At 62.7% G+C, this 18353-nt stretch carries 19 protein-coding genes; 9 read left to right on the top strand and 10 right to left on the bottom strand.

Translation table 11 applies throughout. The annotated features are described in order from the left end of the window. Nucleotides 1–52: 52 nt before the first annotated feature. Nucleotides 53–892 (bottom strand): acyl-CoA thioesterase, encoded by an 840-nt coding sequence (locus tag ACZ1JM_RS02450; RefSeq protein WP_465132507.1) that lies wholly within the window; start codon nt 890–892, stop codon nt 53–55. A 58-nt stretch (nt 893–950) separates the two neighbouring features. After that, the gene (locus ACZ1JM_RS02445) at nt 951–1724 is read right to left on the bottom strand and encodes an SDR family oxidoreductase (protein WP_465132506.1); all 774 of its coding nucleotides are present in this window, start codon (nt 1722–1724) and stop codon (nt 951–953) included. A 193-nt stretch (nt 1725–1917) separates the two neighbouring features. Here ACZ1JM_RS02445 and ACZ1JM_RS02440 point away from each other — a divergent pair, with 193 nt between their 5' ends. Genes ACZ1JM_RS02440 through ACZ1JM_RS02430 form a run of 3 tightly spaced genes read left to right on the top strand, consistent with a single transcriptional unit; the run spans nt 1918 to nt 5011 of the window. After that, entirely contained in the window at nt 1918–2736 is an 819-nt protein-coding gene (locus ACZ1JM_RS02440; protein WP_465132505.1) for an SDR family oxidoreductase, read from the top strand. A 3-nt stretch (nt 2737–2739) separates the two neighbouring features. Continuing rightward, entirely contained in the window at nt 2740–3861 is a 1122-nt protein-coding gene (locus tag ACZ1JM_RS02435) for an acyl-CoA dehydrogenase family protein (protein ID WP_465132504.1), read from the top strand. Then, nucleotides 3854–5011: an acyl-CoA dehydrogenase family protein gene (locus ACZ1JM_RS02430; RefSeq protein ID WP_465132503.1), complete on the top strand. Its 1158-nt coding sequence runs from the start codon at nt 3854–3856 to the stop codon at nt 5009–5011. Before ACZ1JM_RS02435 ends, ACZ1JM_RS02430 begins: the two co-directional genes overlap by 8 nt. Before the next feature lie 163 nt (nt 5012–5174). Here the strand turns inward: ACZ1JM_RS02430 and ACZ1JM_RS02425 are convergent, their stop codons facing one another. The 6 genes from ACZ1JM_RS02425 to ACZ1JM_RS02400 form a co-directional block, all read right to left on the bottom strand. After that, nucleotides 5175–5495 carry a 2Fe-2S iron-sulfur cluster-binding protein gene (locus tag ACZ1JM_RS02425; protein WP_465132502.1) on the bottom strand — a complete coding sequence of 107 codons (321 nt, stop codon included), beginning with the start codon at nt 5493–5495 and terminating at the stop codon, nt 5175–5177. A 13-nt stretch (nt 5496–5508) separates the two neighbouring features. Continuing rightward, the gene (locus ACZ1JM_RS02420; protein ID WP_465132501.1) at nt 5509–6717 is read right to left on the bottom strand and encodes a cytochrome P450; all 1209 of its coding nucleotides are present in this window, start codon (nt 6715–6717) and stop codon (nt 5509–5511) included. 46 nt (nt 6718–6763) lie between these two features. Then, nucleotides 6764–7756: an alpha/beta fold hydrolase gene (locus ACZ1JM_RS02415; protein WP_465132500.1), complete on the bottom strand. Its 993-nt coding sequence runs from the start codon at nt 7754–7756 to the stop codon at nt 6764–6766. A gap of 9 nt (nt 7757–7765) precedes the next feature. Further along, entirely contained in the window at nt 7766–8923 is a 1158-nt protein-coding gene (locus tag ACZ1JM_RS02410; RefSeq protein ID WP_465132499.1) for a sulfotransferase family protein, read from the bottom strand. After that, complete coding sequence (locus tag ACZ1JM_RS02405; RefSeq protein WP_465132560.1) at nt 8923–9333, bottom strand: carboxymuconolactone decarboxylase family protein; 411 nt, start codon at nt 9331–9333, stop codon at nt 8923–8925. Before ACZ1JM_RS02405 ends, ACZ1JM_RS02410 begins: the two co-directional genes overlap by 1 nt. Nucleotides 9334–9430: 97 nt before the next feature. Next, the gene (locus tag ACZ1JM_RS02400; RefSeq protein WP_465132498.1) at nt 9431–10585 is read right to left on the bottom strand and encodes an epoxide hydrolase family protein; all 1155 of its coding nucleotides are present in this window, start codon (nt 10583–10585) and stop codon (nt 9431–9433) included. A 101-nt stretch (nt 10586–10686) separates the two neighbouring features. Here ACZ1JM_RS02400 and ACZ1JM_RS02395 point away from each other — a divergent pair, with 101 nt between their 5' ends. Next, nucleotides 10687–11607, top strand: a complete 921-nt coding sequence (locus ACZ1JM_RS02395) for a metal-dependent hydrolase (RefSeq protein WP_465132497.1) — start codon at nt 10687–10689, stop codon at nt 11605–11607. A 60-nt stretch (nt 11608–11667) separates the two neighbouring features. Here ACZ1JM_RS02395 and ACZ1JM_RS02390 read toward each other — a convergent pair whose 3' ends face one another. Together ACZ1JM_RS02390 and ACZ1JM_RS02385 are read right to left on the bottom strand one after the other, a co-directional pair. Further along, entirely contained in the window at nt 11668–12075 is a 408-nt protein-coding gene (locus ACZ1JM_RS02390) for a GlcG/HbpS family heme-binding protein (protein WP_465132496.1), read from the bottom strand. A gap of 15 nt (nt 12076–12090) precedes the next feature. Beyond that, the gene (locus ACZ1JM_RS02385; protein WP_465132495.1) at nt 12091–12411 is read right to left on the bottom strand and encodes a hypothetical protein; all 321 of its coding nucleotides are present in this window, start codon (nt 12409–12411) and stop codon (nt 12091–12093) included. A 321-nt stretch (nt 12412–12732) separates the two neighbouring features. On the opposite strand from ACZ1JM_RS02385, the gene ACZ1JM_RS02380 reads away from it, so the two are divergent. From ACZ1JM_RS02380 to cofD, 5 genes are read left to right on the top strand one after another with little or no spacing between them, the layout of a single operon-like run. Further along, nucleotides 12733–13659 carry a TIGR03619 family F420-dependent LLM class oxidoreductase gene (locus ACZ1JM_RS02380; RefSeq protein ID WP_465132494.1) on the top strand — a complete coding sequence of 309 codons (927 nt, stop codon included), beginning with the start codon at nt 12733–12735 and terminating at the stop codon, nt 13657–13659. A gap of 16 nt (nt 13660–13675) precedes the next feature. Next, a complete protein-coding gene (gene cofH, locus ACZ1JM_RS02375) occupies nt 13676–16018 on the top strand; it encodes a 5-amino-6-(D-ribitylamino)uracil--L-tyrosine 4-hydroxyphenyl transferase CofH (RefSeq protein ID WP_465132493.1) in 2343 nt (780 codons plus the stop codon). Continuing rightward, on the top strand, nt 15993–16658 hold the full coding sequence (npdG, locus tag ACZ1JM_RS02370; protein ID WP_465132492.1) for an NADPH-dependent F420 reductase: 666 nt from the start codon (nt 15993–15995) through the stop codon (nt 16656–16658). The genes cofH and npdG overlap by 26 nt, the downstream gene beginning before the upstream one ends. Next, entirely contained in the window at nt 16615–17421 is an 807-nt protein-coding gene (cofE, locus tag ACZ1JM_RS02365; RefSeq protein WP_465132491.1) for a coenzyme F420-0:L-glutamate ligase, read from the top strand. Before npdG ends, cofE begins: the two co-directional genes overlap by 44 nt. After that, nucleotides 17418–18350 carry a 2-phospho-L-lactate transferase gene (gene cofD / locus ACZ1JM_RS02360; RefSeq protein WP_465132490.1) on the top strand — a complete coding sequence of 311 codons (933 nt, stop codon included), beginning with the start codon at nt 17418–17420 and terminating at the stop codon, nt 18348–18350. The genes cofE and cofD overlap by 4 nt, the downstream gene beginning before the upstream one ends. Nucleotides 18351–18353 lie beyond the last annotated feature (3 nt).

Here is an 18353-nt window from a genome sequence, read left to right as displayed (position 1 = left end):
GCGCATCTCCTTGGATGCAGATTATAACCCCGCGGCGCAGGCGCGGTTCCGCTTACGCCATGCTCGGCACCAACAGGCATTGCTGCGTGCAGTTGGCGAGCGGTAGCCCGGCGCGGGTCCACGTCCGCGCCTGCATCGTCGACACGGCTCGGCCGACAGCCAGCACCCGCATCTGGACCAGCATCCATTGGGTGCAGTCCGGCTCGGCTTCGAACCATAAGGCGTGATCGAGGCTCGTCGTCACGAAATTCTCCCCCATTGCCGCCCGAGCGCTTGCCAAACGATGGACAGGAAGCGTGCACCAATAATCGCTAATTATGGTCAGCAACCCATAATGGTCGATCGCGTCGAGGCCGCCGGAATCAGGCACCCGGACCCAGAAGTAACTGCACCTGTCATGCATCGTCTCGGCGTCCGGCACGAAGCGGATGTCGAGGAAGGGAAAGCCGGTAAGGATCATTGCCTCGATCGAGCCTGCCGGGGCACCCGCCAGCCGCTCCGCCCGGGTCGGCAGCGTATCGGGGTCGGGTACCGCTGGTGGCGGGATGGCGCAGCCATAGTCAGGGCCATCACCCGAGAGCGCGGGGGTTGCTAGCGTGGCCGTCACTTGCGCGCGTGGCTTGCCACCCTGTGTGATGCGGGTCAGCCGATGGGACAGGCGACGCCCGTCGCGCACCGCCTCGACCAGGATCTCGCAGGGCTGGTTCGGGTCCGGCGCGGACAGGAACAGGATATGGACCGCGCCGGGCCGGGTTCCGGGGGCGGACAGGGCGGCCGCCTTCAGCCCCAAAGCGGCGATCTGGCCTCCCATCATGTTGGTGCCAAGATTGAGCAGCGAGACCGGATTGCGCCAGCCGTCCGCCGTTCGGTCCAATCGGAACAGCTGCGCCAACGCTGGCGCGCCCGCAATGTTTTCGCGCCCACCCAAAATGCGCTGCGTGATAGGCGCCTCAGACGACATCGGGACGCCGGATTGCTTCGCTGCCGCCATCGACGAAAAGTATTTGCCCGACCAGATAGCCACCGGCAAGGTCGGCCAGCGCCAGAATAGCCTCGGCCTGTACGTCCGCTTCGGCGAAATAATCGACCGCGCGAGGAGTTGCCTTTTCGATAATCTTGCGCAACTCGGGATCGTCCAGCAGCGGTTCGGTCATATGCGTAAGGGTAAAGCCGGGCGCAATGCCGTTCAGGAATACGCCCGCCCCCGCCCATTCGGGCCGCACCGCGCTGCACCGCAGCCAGAGACCCAGCGCCCGCTTGGACGTCGCGTATTCAGCCATGCTTTGTAGCTCTGCCGCTCGGGCGAGCGTCTTCGTCTCGTTGCCCGCAAGACAGCCTTCCAGAAGGTCCGGCTCGACATCGTCGATTGCCGACACCGACACCAGCGCGATTGCCTGCGCCGGCGCGCGCAAGGTTAGCAGGGAGCGCAACCCTTCCAACGTAGCGACCATGCCGAAATAGTTGACGGCGAGAACCGGCCCACCGACCGGAAAGGAAATGCCCGCCGCCGCGACGATGAGATCGAGCCCATCGGGCGCCAGCTCCGTGGCGGCATCGATCATGGCCGCCCGCCCCTGCGCGCTCGACAAATCCGCGATTACATCCGCATTGCGAAGATCGACGCCTATCACCCGCCATCCACGCGTCCTAAGCAGGGCCATCGTCGCGGCGCCGATACCGCTGGCTGCTCCTGTCACCAGCGCGACGCCCGGTTGTTTGTTCATCGTCTGATCCTTTTGCCTTGAGCAACTTGCGCGCGACGCTCTTTGTTCACCATCATCGCCGTACAAGGCGGGCCCGTCGAGTCCCTCAGTCATCGCTCCGCGGTTCGATAATATAATGATGATATCGTGTGTAGCCCGCGTTGCCGCTCACGGGGGGCGATCCTATAGGCATGCCATTATCGCCACAGCGATCATGATCAGCACCGGGGATTTCTGCAATATGGACAATAAGGTTTCGGTCAATCCGATGTCGCTCGCTGGCCGGACGATCATTGTGACGGGCGCTGGTCAGGGCATTGGCCGGGCCGTCGCAGAGCTGGTCGTCGAATTGGGCGGCAACGCCGTCGTAGCCGACATGAACCCGGAAACGCTCGAAGCGGCCAAGGCCGATTTCCCCGAGGGCCATTTTCTGGGCGTCGAGGCGAATATTGCCGACGAAGCGGCGGTGCAGAATCTCGTTGCGAAGGCGGTCGAAACCTTCGGTGCGGTGCACGGGCTGGTCAATAACGCGGGCATCACCCGAACCGCGATGATCGACAAGATGACCCTCGAACAGTGGAACCAGGTAATCGCCGTCCATCTGACCGGCGCTTTCCTGTGCGCACAGGCTGTCGGTCGCCACATGATCGAGCGGGCGAAGGCTGGGGACAGCAATCCGGGGGCGATCGTCAACATATCGTCCGACGCTGGCATCCAGGGCACGATCGGCCAGATCAATTATGCCACGGCTAAGGCGGGCATATTGGGCGCGACCATGAGCACGGCACGGGAATGGGCAAAATATGGCATCCGTGCCAACTGTGTCGCATTCGGCGTAGTCGAGACGCCCATGACCGAAACGATCCGCACCAATGAGAAATTCCGCGAAACCTATATGGCAAAAATCCCCCTCGGCCGGTTCAGCACGGCGCAGGAAGTCGCGCAGCCTGTCTGCTTCCTGTTGTCTGACGCTGCCTCCTTCATCACAGGCCAGCGCCTGTCGGTGAATGGCGGCATGCAGATCGCGGTCTGATCCATGGGCTGGCGTGTAGACAATGAATTGCAGCAGATGCTGCGGGACAGCGCGCAAGGCTATCTGGCCGAGGCGGGCGGGGCCGCGCATGCGCGCAGCGTGCGTTCGGGCCAGGATGGGTTTGACCCGGCGGCTTGGGCGAGTTTCGGAGAATTGGGTTGGACCGGCGTGCTGTTGCCCGAACGGTTGGGCGGATCGGAGCTGGGGCTTGAACCCGCCCTGACGTTGGCGGAAGAGCTTGGTCGCACGATCGCGCCCGAGCCGTTCGTGTCCTCAGCGGTGATTGCCGCCACGCTGCTGGCCGCCTCCACCGCCGATGCTGCGACGGAGCTGGCGGGTGCGCTCGCGCTGGGCAAGCGCAGTGTGACGCTGGCCTGGCAGGAAAGTCGGAGTGCGCTGGGTGCGCCCGCGTTCAAAACGCGCTTTGAAGGCGGCGTGCTAACCGGTGCGAAGGTGCATGTGCCCGGCTGGCATCCGGGCGTAGCACTGCTCGTCGCGGCCGGGTCGGACGCTGGTCCGGTCGTGCTGCTGGTCGATCCGACGGCGACGGGCGTGAGCGTCACCGCGCAGCGGCTGACCGACACAAGTTTCGCCGCCGACATCGCTTTTGACAAGGTCGCAATCGCCGACGCCGCCGTACTGCTTTCGGGCGAGGCGGCGGCTGCGACCATCGACTTGGCGTTGGCGCGGGGGACCGTGGCGCTTGCCGCGCAGTTGGAGGGCTTGGCCAGCGCGCTGTGGCATATGACGTCGAACTATATGAAGGACCGTTCGCAGTTTGGCAGCCGCCTGTCGGATTTTCAGGCGTTGCGGCACCAGATGGTCGATCTGTACGCAGAGATCGAATTGTCCGCCGCCAGCTGGCGCGCGGCGGCGACCGCCCTGGAAAGGGGAGAGGGAGCGGCCGTCGCCATTTACGCTGCCAAGGCGCGCTGTTCGCAGGCGGCGCAGGATATGAGCCGTTGGGCGATCCAATATCATGGCGCCTTTGGCTATACCGACGAGGCTGATGTTGGCCTCTTCGTCCATGCCGCGCTCACCTGGTCAACTTGGCTCGGCAATCCGGCGGCACATCGTCGCGCCGCGCTCGTCGCCCATCGCAGCGGGAATGTTCGTCATGGCTGAAGATTTGAACGCACTGTCCAACGATGCCTTTCGCGCGCGCTGGCGCGAATGGCTGCACGCCAACTTCCCGGACGAATGGCGCATCCCGATCATTCACCGGCTTGCCGGTGAGGATGAGCGGCGCTGGCATCGCATGACCTATGCGGCGGGGTGGCGCGCGCCGGGCTGGCCCAAGAAATATGGTGGCCTTGGCCTCGACCTCGAAAAGCAGCTGATCATCAACGAGGAGATGGAGGCGCACCGCTGCGCCCGTGTCCTCGACAGCGGCGGCGCGCTTTTGGCTCCGGTAATGATGAAATATGGCACGGACGAACAGAAGGCGCGCTACCTGCCCGCGATCCTCAACGGTGACGATCTGTGGTGCCAGGGCTATTCGGAGCCGAATTCAGGATCCGACCTGGCCAGCCTACGCACCACTGCGGTGCTGGATGGCGACGAATTCGTCATCAACGGCCAGAAGATCTGGACGACGCTGGCGGCCTTCGCCGACCGCATTTTCGCTCTTGTGCGCACCAATAAGGATGTGAAGAAGCAGGCGGGCATCAGCTTCATCCTCGCCGACATGAACCTGCCGGGCATGACTGTCCGGCCGATCATGAACTTGGCCGACGAAGACGAATTGTGCGAAGTGTTCTTCGACAATGTACGCGTGCCCGCCGAAAATCTGGTCGGCGCGGTCGATCAGGGCTGGACTGTCGCCAAGGCGTTGCTGGGCGACGAGCGCATCACCAACGGCGCGCCGACCCTGCCGCGTCAGTCGTTCGAAATGTTGGAACAGCTGATCGAAGGGCTGGACCAGGGCAGCGATGTGGGCGTCAGTGACCGAGTATCGGTGTTGCTGTGTGACCTGCATGATCTCGCTGCGCTGCACCGGCAAGTGGCTGACGCTGCGATCCGGGGTGAGGTGGACAATGCGGTGCTGGGCTTGATGAAGGTGCTGGCGACCGAACTGTTCCAGCGCGTTACGGAAGAGATGCTACGGGTCAGTGGCGAGAGCGCCGGACTGGTCGAGCCGATCGGGATCGGCGGCGTCGAGATGGATCTGCGCAAGCTGTTCATGGTCGCACGTCCATCGACCATTTATGCCGGCGCTAACGAGGTGCAGCGCAATATCGTGTCCAATATGCTGATGGGACCGGTTGCCAAATAGGCTGCCTGTTTTTGGTCCGAGCATTTGATGAAAAAAAGGGGGGCGGGCCGATGTGTCCGGCCCCCTTTTTCGCCTTGCCGGTTTACGATCATCGGTACCTTCCAACGATGAGTGATCAATGGCCGCAAGGTCGGTTCGCCGTTGACCCCTGCGACGACGGATCTCAGATCTGCGACACGGGCAGCCTGATGCGCGCACCGTCGAAGGCGGGTGTGACCGTCACCTGACAGCTCAGCCTGCTGTCGTCCGCCTCGTCGATCGCGCCTTCCAGCATGTCAACCTCGTCGGCGCTTTTGGGTTCGATCTCGTCCAGCAGCGCCGGGTCGAGATAGCAGTGACAGGTCGCGCAGGCGAGTTCGCCGCCGCATTCGCCGATGATGCCGGGCACGTCATTGTCAAGTGACGCCCGCATCAGCGTGTCCCCCTCGACCGCGTCCACCACCTGTTCGGTTCCGTCATGCTGAACGAATGTGATCTTTACCATGCCCTTGTCCCCTTTACTTCACGGTCCAGACCAGTGGCAGGGCTTTGAGGCCCAGCACCGATCCGGTTTCCCATTTGACGCCGCCCTGGCTCTCGTCGATCGCGAAGTCCGGGATGCGCTTCAGCCATTCCTCCAGGAAGATGCGCAATTCGGCCCGCGCTAAGATGGCACCCGGGCAGCGATGCGTGCCTTTGCCGAAAGCCATATGGTCGCGCGGCTTGCGGTCCAGCCGCACCTCCAGCGCATTGTCCCAGCGCGATTCATCCACGCCGTGCGCCGGCGTAGGCAGCATGATGCGGTCGCCTTCCTTCAGGTCCACGCCGGCGAACGTGGTGTCGCGCGTCACGCGGCGTGAGACCGTGGAGATGGCGTAGCGGCGCAATATCTCCTCAATGGCGTCGGGGATGGCGTCTGGATTGTCGCGCAGAAAGCGGCGATGGTCGGGATTGAGCGCTAGATGCCGCGCCGACATCGCCATCATGCCTCCAACCGTGTCCAGCCCGCCAAGCATCACCGTGGTCATGTAGCCGACTCGCTCCGCCTGCGACAGCGAACGCCCGTCGATGTCCATATTCACGATGGCACTCATCAGGTCATCGCCCCGCGTGGCGACGCGGCGATCAACCCAATCAGACAAATAAGTGTTCATCGCGCCCATCGCTTCGAACCGCAGCCGGTCTTCCGTTCCCTTTATCGCGGTGTTGGCAAGTCCGATCAGATATGCCCGGTCATCCAACGGAAGGTCGACAACGCGCAGGAACAACTCCATCGGCATCTTTAGCGAAAAGTCTTCGACGAATTCACAGCGGCCGTTGAGCGCAATGCCGTCGATTAACCCGATAGTCAGTTCGCGCGCGCTCTTCGCCAGTTCCATCACACCCTTTGGCGACAAGGCAAGGTTGAGCGGGCGGCGCAGTGCTTTGTGATAGGGGTCGTCCGCCTCGATCGGTAGCATCGGCGGGATTTCCGCTGGGGAAGGCGGGATGCCAATGCCCTGCGCGGAGGAGAATAGTTCCCAGTCAGGAAAGGCGGCGTCGAGCAGGTCGGCGTTGTTGATGACCCAGAATCCGCCGGACTGTGGGGTGAAGAACAGATTGGGCCAGTCGTTTACTTGCCGGTGCCAGGCCTGATGCACATCGTCGTCCTCGCCGGCGAAGGTGAAGATGCTGAACTCCCGCACAAGCTCTTCGGGTACATGTGCCGGAATGGTCGCGCTTTCCATCCGTCTCTCCTCCTAAGGGACAATATTCATGCCTCACGTATCGGGCCTATTCCATTTCTCCGTCGATGTGAAGTATTTGCTTGATATCGGTGTTCGCTCGCGACAGCCAGCCTTCGATAATGGACTGAAGTGCTACGGCAAGCGCGATCGGCTGTTCCGCCATTATGTGATGATAGGCGAGCGGTATCTCGACAAACTGGCTGTCGGGCCGCATCACTTGCCGCTGGACTTCAAAATCGTCACGCAACGCCACCGTTGACATTTCGCCGCGCACGAAGGCCAACGGGCAGCGCGCATCCAATATATCCTCCCATGTACGCTCGATGTCGCATCTAAGAAAGAAGTCAGGGTCGAAGCGCCATGTCCATTCACCGCCCCGCTGCATCACGGAGGCGCGGGCGATGGCATCGACGATATAAAGCAGACCGCTTGGTTCATCGGGAGAGAAGCGAAACCGCTCCAGCGCATCCGCCTCACTCGCATAGAACCGGCTCTTATATGGCGGCACCTTGTCAATATCTTCTGGCACGATGAAGGAGTCGACCATGATGCTGCCAAGCAGGCGATCACCATGGGTGCGCGTGACGATCGACGCCGCCTTGCCGCCAAAGCTGTGGGCCAACATGGCGGGCCGTCGCCCCTCCGCGAACAGGCCGCAATCCTCCGCGACGCCGATCGCCTCGCGGGCCATCTGACTGATGGAATAATAGTCGCGCCAGTCCGATCCGCCCATGCCGGAGAACGAGAAGGATACGACTCGATACCATCGCGCCAATAGCTGAGCGACCGGCTGCCACCAGCGGGCATGAGCCATCGATCCGTGCAACAACAGCAGGCCTTGGTTGGCCGGATCGCCCCAAAGAAGCGTCTCGATTTCCGCTCCCTCGACCCGAACACGCCGTTCCTCGACCGGCATAGCTAGCGCCTGGAGAAACCATCGAGGCGCGGGTGGTCGCTGGCCAGCGAGGCCCGCGAGAGGTCTGGGCCGATTGCTCCAGACCGCCCCGCCCCGTGCGATGCTGGGGGTGTCGCGGGTCAAGGGTTCGTCTCAGTCCGCATAGCCGCGCGCGGTGCGATAGGCGGAGTATCGTTTAAGTAACTGCGCGGTGCCGCCGCCAAAATCCTCCGGCGTGAAGCGGTGCATGGTGGTCGAGCGCCGGGGATTGGCGTCCAGCCATCCGCGCATCGCGCATTCCGCCTGAGCCGACAGGGCAAGGCCGAAATGGCCGTAGAGTCCGCGCACAACGCCCATCTGATCGGCGACGAAATCGCGGAATTCGATGTCAATATACTGGCCCGGAATGGTCTGCTTGACTGACTCCGCCCGGTCCATGGCGAGCGCCCAGAACTCTTCTTCGCGAGTAAAAACTTTGTTCATGTCCACGTCCTCGCCCCGAAATGCTCGATGCGCGCCATTCAGCAGGTTGCAGAGCGAAGGGATGGACTGGAGCGGGTCGCGGTGTGTCTGTACGATCATCGCGTCGGGGAAGACGTTTAGCAACTGCCGCATGGAATAGGTGTCGGTCGGATTTTTGAGGAGCCAGGTCAGGTCCGGCCCGTCCGCACCGATCAGCTTCAATACGTCTGCGAAAAAGCGATAGGCAAACGTGTCGTCGCTCGCCCGATACCAGGCATCATAGGCCGGAATTACGAACGAGGAAGGCCACATGTTCGAACAAAAACCGGCAGCCAGGACGTTCAGGGATTCCTCAACGCTGTCGATCGCCATGTCATGATCCTCCAGAACTTCGGGCGCAACCGCAATCATCGCGTCGAGCGCCGCCCCGGCCTCTTGGAAATCGAGATTGGCAGACCAAGCGGCGCGTGGCGGGCGCGGCTGCGGCGCGGCGCACAGCCAATGTTCCGGCCCTTGGAACTGCGGGTCCATTGACAGCAGTTTGTGCAGCGCGGTGGTGCCGGACCGGGGGATGCCGGTGATCACCAGCGGGCGGCGGATCGGACGGGCCATCGCCTCAGGCCGCTGCTTGAAGCCCTCGACGGCCTTCAGCCGGGCAGTCAGGTTCGCGATGATCACCTCGCGCAGCATGACGGCACCCTCGGCGCTCAGTCCGGCCTCGTCGAGTTCGTCGAGGAGCCGGCCATAGCCATCACGAAAATCGTCGCTTCCGAAATCGTTTAGTCCACAGCGCCCGGATGCCTCGGCCAGCAGGGCGTCCTTGGATGCGTGAAAAGCAGGCAACGTCATTACACCATGTTCCTTTCGTGCGGCGTGCGGGTTTGGGTGTCGATGCCCTGTTCGCGCAGCACTTCGATGATGGCTCCCATGGCGGTCGATGCGGCGGGAAAGCCGCAATAGGGAACGGACTGGATCAACACTTCCTCGAGCTCTCGCGCCGTCAGACCATTCCGCAGGCCGATGCGGATATGATTCTTGAGCTCCGCCACTTGCCGCTGCGCGATCAGGATGCCGATCACCACGAGGCTGCGCTGCTTGCGCTCCAGCCCGTCGCGATCCCAGACACTTGCGAAGGCGAAGTTGGTGGCGAGATCGGCCATGGCGCTGCCGAAACCGTCGCTATCCAGGCCCTGCTGCATCATGTCCCGGGCCTGATCACCCATCAGTTCACCGAAAACCCGCAACCCGCGCGTGCGCATGTCTTCCAATTCACCCTCCATATTTTGCCCGCTCTATTTCCCGCGCGGGACCAGCGGGTCAACGACAGGCCGCGATAATCGCGCTTATGATCACCCATCAGTCCAGCGACAGTACAAAGGCGCGCACGTTGTCGGCAAAGGCTTCGGGCTGTTCCATTGCGGCAAAATGACCGCCTCGCGCCATTGGCGTCCAGCGAATGATAGCGAAGCTCTGTTCGCCATAGGCGCGCGGGGGAGGCGGGAAGATGGGATCGGGGAAGGCAGCGACGCCGGTGGGAATGTCGACGCGATGCTCCAGCGCCTGTCCGCCATCGTCGCTGACGGCCTTGTAGATCCAGGTCGAGGTTACGATGCTGCCGGTGGCGACATACAGCATGACGTTGGTCAACAGCTGGTCGAGCGTATAGATCGACTCTAGCATCGGCACGTCGCCCACACGGTCGATGTCGGACCAAACGGCGAACTTTTCCAATATCCACGCCGCCGCGCCAACTGGGCTGTCGGACAGTGCGAAGCCCAGCGTCTGAGGCCGTGTCCCCTGCTGATGGGCATAGCCGCCCTCGATCATGCGCATGCGGTCGACGGTGGCGAGATAGGCCTTGTCCTCCTCCGTCTCCGGAACGACTGTTGCGGTTTGGAGCAGGCACATGTTGAGGTGCAGCGCGACGCAGGCATCAGCATGATCATGCGCGAGCCAACTCGACACGATGCTGCCCCAATCACCGCCCTGCGCCACATAACGGGGATAGCCCAGGATGTCGGTCATCAGCGTGTTGAACAGGCGGGCGATTGTGCGCGGTCCCATCGGCGCTGCGGGACGCCCGGAGAAGCCAAATCCCGGAAGGGAAGGAATGACGAGATCGAAGCCATCCTCCGCGCGTCCGCCGAACCGCTCAGGATGGGCGAGGCGATCGGCAGCGTCCTCGAACTCCAGAAAGGAGCCAGGCCAGCCATGGATCAGCAGTAGCGGCGGCCGGCGGCCCGGGGCGGACCCTTCGATACGCAGAAAATGGATCGACAGGCCCTCCACGTCGGCACGAAAGTGCGGCTGCATGTTCAGTCGCGCTTCCTGCGCGCGCCAGTCGTAGCGCTCGACCCAATAGGCGGCGATCCGGCGCATCTCCGCTTTGGCGATGCCCGCCGTCCAGCCGCCCGCGTCAGGGAAGGCATCCCAGTCGAACGTCGCGACCCGATCGCGGATCGCCTGAAGGCGCTGTTCAGGCAGGGCGATGGGGAAGGGGGTCGCTGGCATGGAACGGGGTTCTCCGGTGATCGTGGACCAACACCAATAGAGCGAGCGGCCCGCAGATGCGCGGGGAGTCCCGCGATATTACAGGCGTGAAATCGCGGCGGTTGGATTATTTCGAAAATGCTGCTATGTTGCAGACGCTCAATAAGCGCAATGTTCTCTGGATAGTCGAGGCAGATATGAAGGTCCGCAAGCCTACAATGGATTACAGCGAAGTGCCGCTCTACTGGTCGGAGAATCGCGAATTTGCCCAGCGATGGAATGCAGGCTCCTTCATTCCGGCCTATATCGAGCCGTTCCTCGTGAAAGTTCTGCACGAGACCAAGCCCCTGCTCGACGCAAGCAATAAAAAGTTGGCGAACGAAGTAGAGATCTTCATCAAACAGGAGATGGAGCACTGCAAACAGCATGTGAAGTTCAACCGCCGCTTCGCGTCTTTCGGCTATGATGAACTCAAGCCGCTGGAGACAGCGTTCGCTAAGGATTACGACGACTGGATGAAGAGCAAGTCGCTGCGTTTCCGCCTCGCCTATTGCGAAGGGTTCGAGGCGATGAGTGCGATTTCCGTCACTGCTATCTTCGAAGAGTCCGACGAATTTTTCGCGACCGCGGACCAGAATGTCGTCGACCTATGGAAATGGCATCTGGCCGAGGAATATGAGCATCGCACCGTGATGTATGACGTATTCCACGAGATGTACGGCAAGAATCCGATCACCGGCTATTTCTGGCGTATTTACGGGCTGTTCTATGCCATGGTCCACATGGGCGGGTTTTCCGCACGTGCAACCAAAGTGCTGCTGGACAAGGATCGGTCCGCGATGACACCCGAGCAACTAGCACAGTCGATCGCGAACGAAAAGCGGGCTAAGAGGGCGCTGGGCCGTCCTGCGCTCAAGCATTTGCTCGAAATCCTGTCGCCCTTCTACAAGCCGGCCAATCGTCGTCCGCCGCGTGGCGTCGAAGCTTATCTGGGTGAGGGCTTCCCGCGCGTGGCTGGGAAGGCTGTGCCCGTCGCGGCCTGACATATCCTCTGAATAGGCCGCGATCAGTGTGTCGCGGCCTGAGCCGGTCAGGGCGATGGATCAGCCTGCTTCGAGCGTGGCGAGGGCCGCCTCAACGCAGGCGATATCCTGTTCTGTCGTGCCGCCGGACACCCCGATGGCACCTGCGACCTCGCCGTCCGATCGCACAGGTTCGCCGCCGCCGAAAGGCATCATGTTAGGCAGGGCGGCCATCGCGGGCGAGGTGCGTGCCGCCTTTTCCATCGTTGCAGTCGATATGCCATAGAGCGCGGCGCAGCGCGCCTTCTCCCGTGCGACGTCGATCGAGGCCAACGGCGCGCTCGTGCCACGTTCCAGTAGCAACAAGTGGCCACCGGCATCAACGACGGCGACCACCACCCCGCAGCCTTCTTCCCCTGCGCGTACCATGGCGGCATCTGTCATAGCACGTGCGGCGATCAGGCTGAGCTCAGTGGTCGTCTTCATCATCGCTCTATGCTACCTTTAATTTGCCGCGACGAAGCGCTCGCCATGGGGACGCAAGAAATCGAAACCGGCGCTTGTCTGGTCCAGCGCGTCGGTTAGCTGAAAGGTGTGGCTGGCCGCCGCCAGCGTCTGCATCAACGCGCCCGGATCATCGGTCTCGACCTCATATTGAGCGATATATTGTGGCGCTTGGCCCTCCACGTCCCGGATATAGCGGGTGCAGGCGTTGAAACCCGGCAGCGCCAGCACTTCACGAACATGGATATTGTCGTACCATTCGTTGAACTCGTCGTCTTGGCCTTCGACAGCCCGTGATGTCACTTGAAGCACATAACGCATCGCATTCTCCCGTTTTCGCCTAGGAATAACAGCTATCGCCTATGCCAGCCGATGTCGCGGCAATACCGTCCATCGTAAAGCAGCATGTCCGCACGTCCCTACAAAATCACGTGCGCGATCCACCCGCGCGGCGCGCAATCCCATATCTGATTTGGGCCTTTTACCGTGACGTGCGGTTGACAGCGCGTGCCAAAATCCCCTCTCGGTAGGGTGTGGACCGTAACGACAGCGCGGTTCGGAGGCGGTGGCTTGCGATCGCGGATACACATATGTCGTGAGAGCCGAAAAAAATGGTTCCGGGCATGGGCGAGAGGAATAGTCATGAAAATCGGTATGCAAACGGTCGTTTCGCGCGGTTGCGTTGAACCGCTGGCGCAGGCCAGGGCAATCGCCGAACGCGGTTTTCACGCCATCTATCAGGGCGAGCACCATCACTTGCCCGCCGCGACGCCGGTGCCGGAATTCTATAAGGATACGGGCATTCCTGAATTCTACAAATATACGCCCGATCCGCTGATTACGCTGGGTATGATGCACGCCATTGCGCCGTCGCTGGAAATGGGCACGTCGATCATGCTGCTGCCGATACATGATACGCTGATGGCCGCGAGCCGGATGGGCACTCTGGACGTCTTGACCGGCGGCAAGGCCAGCTTTGGCCTGGGGATTGGCTGGAACCAGCCGGAGCTGGCACATCACGGCGTGCAGTTCGAAACCCGCCTCGCGAAGCTGGAGGAACAGTTGCGTGCAATTCGCAAGTTATGGAGCAGCGAAATCACCAGCTTCGATGGCGAGTTCGTTAAGTTCGCCGACTCATGGCAGGGCCCAAAGCCTATTCAGCAGCCGCAGCCCCCGCTGTTACTGGGCGGCCGGCTGCTCAAGCGTAATCGCCGTGTCATCGCCGAACTCTGCGACGGATGGCTGCCGACGGACACATATGCGCGCACCTATGGCGAACATATCGAGGCTGATCTCCGGACTCTGGGCGACGCGCTGGAGGAGCAGGGGCGCGAGCGGACGGCGCTCAAAAACGCCTTCCTCTATTCCGAGCTTTTTCTTTGGGACCGCTCGCCGGAGGATTTCGCCAAGGCGATGCCGACACGCGCGGACATCGCTCGCTATGAAGCACTGGGCTTCGAGCGCGTGATTTTGGGAGTGCCGTCTTTTTCCGAAGCGCATTTTCACGGCGCTCTCGATATTGTAACCAAGGTCGTTGAACCCTGGCTACACAGCACCGCAGAACGCTGAGTTGACGGAGGCTTTCATGGATAATCTGCGGTTAGCCCTGCAAAGTGCCGACGTTCCGGAAGCGGTTCGCATCGTCGAGACGCTTTCGACGGCAGATTTGCTCGCCGCGGCTGAGGCGCTGACACTCGACGCCTTCGGCCCGGTTGTGACCTATTCGCGCAAGGTTTTTATCCCGCTGACACGCTTGTGCCGCGACGTCTGCCATTATTGCACCTTTGCGACGACCCCGCGCCACAGCACACCGTATCTTTCGATCGACGCCGTGCTGGACATTGCCCGCCGGGGCGAGGAAATGGGGTGCCGCGAAGCCCTGTTCACGCTGGGGGACCGACCGGAGGCGCGTTACCTCGCCGCGCGCACCGCGCTGGACGCGATGGGGGAAGAGAGCACGTTGTCCTACCTTCGCACCGCCGCCGCCGCGGTGCTGCGCGAAACCAGCCTGCTGCCGCATCTTAACCCCGGCCTTATGGACGCGGCGGACTATGCTGCGCTGCGACCCGTGTCCGCTTCCATGGGGTTGATGTTGGAAACGACAGCCGACCGGCTGGGTGCGCCGGGTGGGCCGCATTATGGATCGATCGACAAGGAACCTGCGCGGCGCATCGCCGCCATCGAGGAAGCCGGGCGTGCAGGCGTGCCCTTCACGACCGGCCTGCTGATCGGCATCGGTGAGACACGGGTGGAAAGGATCGACGCCTTGGTGCGCATTCGCGACCTTCAGGCGCGCTATGGCCATATCCAGGAAGTGATCATCCAGAATTTTCGCGCAAAGCCGGATACCCGGATGGCGGCGCATGACGAACCGGATCTGACCGAGCATCTATGGACCATCGCCGTCGCGCGGCTGATCCTGGGCGCAGACATGACGATACAGGCGCCGCCCAACCTGCACGACGCCGAAAGCCTGGCGCAATTGCTGCGTGCGGGAGTCAACGACTGGGGCGGTGTGTCGCCGGTGACACCCGATCATGTAAACCCTGAAGCGCCCTGGCCGCATCTCGATATGCTGGAGCGGCTGACGACGCAGGCGGGGCGCGTGCTACGACAGCGGCTGGCGATCGGTCCGTCTTATGCGCGCGATCCCGACCGCTGGCTTGATCCGGCGATCCGCGATACGGTCCGCCGCGCGGTCGACGCGCGTGGCCTGCCGGTGACGGACGGATGGCGACCAGGCGCGCCCCGGCTGATGCCGATTGACCTGCCCAAAGGGCAGACGGCGCTGTCGACCCGGATTGACGCTATCGCGGCGAAAGCGAGCGCAGGCGAGCGGCTGGACGAGGCAGAGATAGTGACGCTGTTCAGCGCCGACGGGCCGGACGTGACGCGCATCGCAGCCGCCGCGGATGCACTGCGGGGGGTCACCTGTGGAGACGTTGCAACTTTCGTGATTACGCGGAACATCAACTATACCAATATCTGCCTCTATAAATGTGGTTTTTGCGCCTTTTCAAAGGGCAGCACCCGTTCGGAGCGCGGCCCTGCCTATCGCCTGCCGCTCGAAGAAGTGGGGCAGCGCGCGGCCGAAGCACAGGCGCTGGGCGCCACCGAAGTCTGTCTGCAAGGTGGCATCCATCCGTCTTTCACTGGCGACTATTATCTCGATGTGCTGAGCACCGTGAAGGCGGCGGCTCCCGGCATCCATGTCCATGCCTTCTCCCCGCTTGAGGTGACGCATGGTGCGATGACGCTCGGCCTGTCTATTCCTGCCTTCCTCGAACGGTTGAAGGCCGCCGGCCTCGCCAGCCTGCCGGGCACGGCTGCAGAAATACTGGACGACGAGGTGCGGGACATCATCTGCCCCGACAAGCTGATGACCGCCGAGTGGCTGGACGTCATGCGGTCGGCGCATGGCTTAGGCCTGCGGACCACCGCGACCATCATGTTCGGTCATGTCGACCGCTATGACCATTGGGCGCGACACCTGCTGGCGATTCGCGATCTTCAGGCGGAGACCGGCGGCTTTACCGAATTCGTGCCGCTGCCGTTCGTGCATATGGACGCGCCGATCGCGCGCAAAGGGCTGGCGCGTTTCGGCCCCAGCGCACGCGAGACGATATTGATGCACGCCGTCGCACGACTGGTGCTCAATCCGCTGATCAACAATATCCAGGCCAGCTGGGTGAAACTGGGGCAGGAAGGGGTCGCCGCGCTGCTCGGCGCGGGTGTCAATGACATGGGAGGCACGCTGATGGACGAATCCATCACGCGCGCCGCCGGCGGCACGCATGGCCAGCATTGTGAGCCCGAACGGATGCACGCTATTGCCGCGAGGGCGGGCCGCACGCCGCGCCAGCGCACCACGCTTTACGATATCGCCAAAAAGAAAGAGACCGATGACCGCCACGTCAACGCCGCCTGAACTGATCGCCGTTATCGGCGGCACGGGAAATCTGGGTTCCGCAATTGCCCGTCGTCTCGCCAAGGCTGGCCGCGCCGTCGTCGTCGGCTCGCGCAAGGCTGAAAGTGCCGAAGCAGCCGCTGCCGAACTGGGCTTTGGCATCACCGGCTTGGCTAATGCCGACGCTGCGCAGGCGGCCAGCATCATCATCATTACCGTTCCCTTCGCCGCGCAGGAAGGTACGCTAAACGACATCGCGCCCCATGTCGCGGGCAAGCTGGTGGTCGATACCACTGTGCCGCTGGTCCCGCCTAAGGTGATGCGCGTGCAGCTTCCGGCCGAAGGAAGCGCCGCGATGCGCGCCAAGGCGATCTTGGGCGGCGGCGCGATCATGACCAGTGGTTTCCACAATGTCGCCGCCCATAAGCTGATCACTGACGAGGATGTTGATTGCGACGTGCTGGTCTTCGGCGACGAGAAAGCCGCCCGCGAGCAGGTGGTGGCGCTCGCCCGCACCATGGGCCTGCGCGGCATCCATGGCGGCGCGCTCGCCAATTCGGCGGCGGCCGAGGCGCTTACCTCCGTGCTTATCTTCGTCAACAAAACCTACAGCGCGGATGGCGCGGGGATACGGCTTACCCGTATCGACGCTAACTCCTGATCCGCAGATGCTGGAAATCCATGCCCTGCGCGGCATGCCAGAGGTCGAGCCTGGCATGGACCTGGCCGGACTTCTGACCGACGCGTTGATGGCCAATGATCTGGTGCCCAGATCGCACGACGTCCTGGTGGTGACGCAAAAAATTCTGTCCAAGGCAGAGGGTTGCTTCGTCGATCTCGCGACCGTGGAGCCGGGCGCAGAAGCGCGGTCGCTGGCGACGAGGACTAACAAGGATCCGCGCCTCGTAGAGTTGATCCTGCGCGAATCGAGCGCAGTCATCCGCGCCTCGGCCCATGTGCTGATCACGCGCCATCGCTCCGGCCATGTCATGGCCAATGCCGGAATCGACCGATCGAACATCGGGCCGGGCAGCGAGGATCGGGTGCTGCTGTTGCCGCGAGATTCGGACGCCTCCGCCGCGCGGCTGCATGCTGCGTTCGCAAGCCGTTTCACCGAGCCGCCCGCGATCGTTATTTCCGACAGCTTCGGCCGTCCATGGCGGATGGGCACGGTCAATGTCGCCATCGGCGCGGCCGGTATTCCCGCGATCATCGACCAGCGGGGCGACATCGACCGCGATGGCCGTACGCTGCTGGTGACGCAGGTCGCTCTGGCCGACATGGTGACGAATGCGGCGGGGCTGATCGCGGGCGAGGGGGCGGAGGGCATTCCCGCCGTGTTGGTACGCGGCCTGTCCTGGTCTGCACCGAACGCGCCAGCTGCCGCGCTATTGAGACGAGCTGAAGAGGACCTGTTTCGATGAAGAGTCCGATTGTCGTGCTAAGCGGCGGCGTGGGCGGCGCGAAGCTGGTACTGGGCCTCGCGCGCGCGGAAGAGGGGCAGGTCACGGCGATCGTCAATACGGGCGACGATTTCGATCATCTGGGCCTGCGCGTTTCGCCCGATGTCGATACGCTGCTCTACACCCTGTCGGGCAAGGCGGACGCCGCGCAGGGATGGGGCCGGAAGGGCGAGAGCTGGAATTTCATGGCCGCCGCCAGATCGCTGGGCGCGCCAGACTGGTTCAATCTGGGCGATGGTGATCTTGCACTGCACGTGCTGCGGACGCATGCGCTGCGGCAGGGTGCGCCGCTCTCCACCATCATCGCCCACTTCGCGCGGGACTGGGGCATCGACACGACAATTCTGCCGATGTCAGACGACCACGTCGCCACCATGGTCGATACGGATGAGGGTCTGCTGCCCTTCCAGGACTATTTCGTGCAGCGGCGCTGCGCGCCCGCCGTGCGGAAGGTCTTGTTTGAGGGGCCAGCTGCTGCGCGTCCCGCGCCGGGAGTTCTGGAGGCAATCGTCGACGCGGACGCGCGAGCGATCCTGATCGCCCCGTCTAACCCCTTCCTGTCGATCGCCCCCATCTTGGCGGTGCCGGGCATCGCCGATGCGTTGCGTGCCGCGCGCGCACCGGTGGTGGCCGTGTCACCCTTGGTCGGGGGCAAGGCTGTCAAGGGGCCGACCGACAAGATCATGACGGAACTGGGTCTGCCCACTGATGTCGGCGCGATCGCAGCGGAATATGATGGGATCATCGACGCGATGGTGATCGACGAGCGCGATCCGCCAAGTGCGTCCGATCTACGGCTGCCGGTGGCGCGCACCGATACATTGATGGTGACGCTGGAGGACCGCATACGGGTCGCCCGCAGTGCACTGGCTTTGGCTGATCGGTTGTGAACA

The organism is Novosphingobium sp. BL-S-24 (assembly GCF_055521575.1).
This window is presented reverse-complemented; position numbering and strand designations above follow the sequence as displayed.

Bases quoted from the DNA above. Each gene is read 5' to 3' on its own strand.
- ACZ1JM_RS02430 (WP_465132503.1), top strand. From the start codon at position 3,854: ATGGCTGAAGATTTGAACGCACTGTCCAACGATGCCTTTCGCGCGCGC.
- ACZ1JM_RS02400 (WP_465132498.1), bottom strand. From the start codon at position 10,585: ATGCCAGCGACCCCCTTCCCCATCGCCCTGCCTGAACAGCGCCTTCAG.
- ACZ1JM_RS02440 (WP_465132505.1), top strand. From the start codon at position 1,918: ATGATCAGCACCGGGGATTTCTGCAATATGGACAATAAGGTTTCGGTC.
- npdG (WP_465132492.1), top strand. From the start codon at position 15,993: ATGACCGCCACGTCAACGCCGCCTGAACTGATCGCCGTTATCGGCGGC.
- cofD (WP_465132490.1), top strand. From the start codon at position 17,418: ATGAAGAGTCCGATTGTCGTGCTAAGCGGCGGCGTGGGCGGCGCGAAG.
- ACZ1JM_RS02435 (WP_465132504.1), top strand. From the start codon at position 2,740: ATGGGCTGGCGTGTAGACAATGAATTGCAGCAGATGCTGCGGGACAGC.
- ACZ1JM_RS02420 (WP_465132501.1), bottom strand. From the start codon at position 6,717: ATGGAAAGCGCGACCATTCCGGCACATGTACCCGAAGAGCTTGTGCGG.
- ACZ1JM_RS02445 (WP_465132506.1), bottom strand. From the start codon at position 1,724: ATGAACAAACAACCGGGCGTCGCGCTGGTGACAGGAGCAGCCAGCGGT.
- cofH (WP_465132493.1), top strand. From the start codon at position 13,676: ATGGATAATCTGCGGTTAGCCCTGCAAAGTGCCGACGTTCCGGAAGCG.
- ACZ1JM_RS02390 (WP_465132496.1), bottom strand. From the start codon at position 12,075: ATGATGAAGACGACCACTGAGCTCAGCCTGATCGCCGCACGTGCTATG.
- ACZ1JM_RS02425 (WP_465132502.1), bottom strand. From the start codon at position 5,495: ATGGTAAAGATCACATTCGTTCAGCATGACGGAACCGAACAGGTGGTG.
- ACZ1JM_RS02380 (WP_465132494.1), top strand. From the start codon at position 12,733: ATGAAAATCGGTATGCAAACGGTCGTTTCGCGCGGTTGCGTTGAACCG.
- ACZ1JM_RS02385 (WP_465132495.1), bottom strand. From the start codon at position 12,411: ATGCGTTATGTGCTTCAAGTGACATCACGGGCTGTCGAAGGCCAAGAC.
- ACZ1JM_RS02410 (WP_465132499.1), bottom strand. From the start codon at position 8,923: ATGACGTTGCCTGCTTTTCACGCATCCAAGGACGCCCTGCTGGCCGAG.
- cofE (WP_465132491.1), top strand. From the start codon at position 16,615: ATGGCGCGGGGATACGGCTTACCCGTATCGACGCTAACTCCTGATCCG.
- ACZ1JM_RS02405 (WP_465132560.1), bottom strand. From the start codon at position 9,333: ATGCGCACGCGCGGGTTGCGGGTTTTCGGTGAACTGATGGGTGATCAG.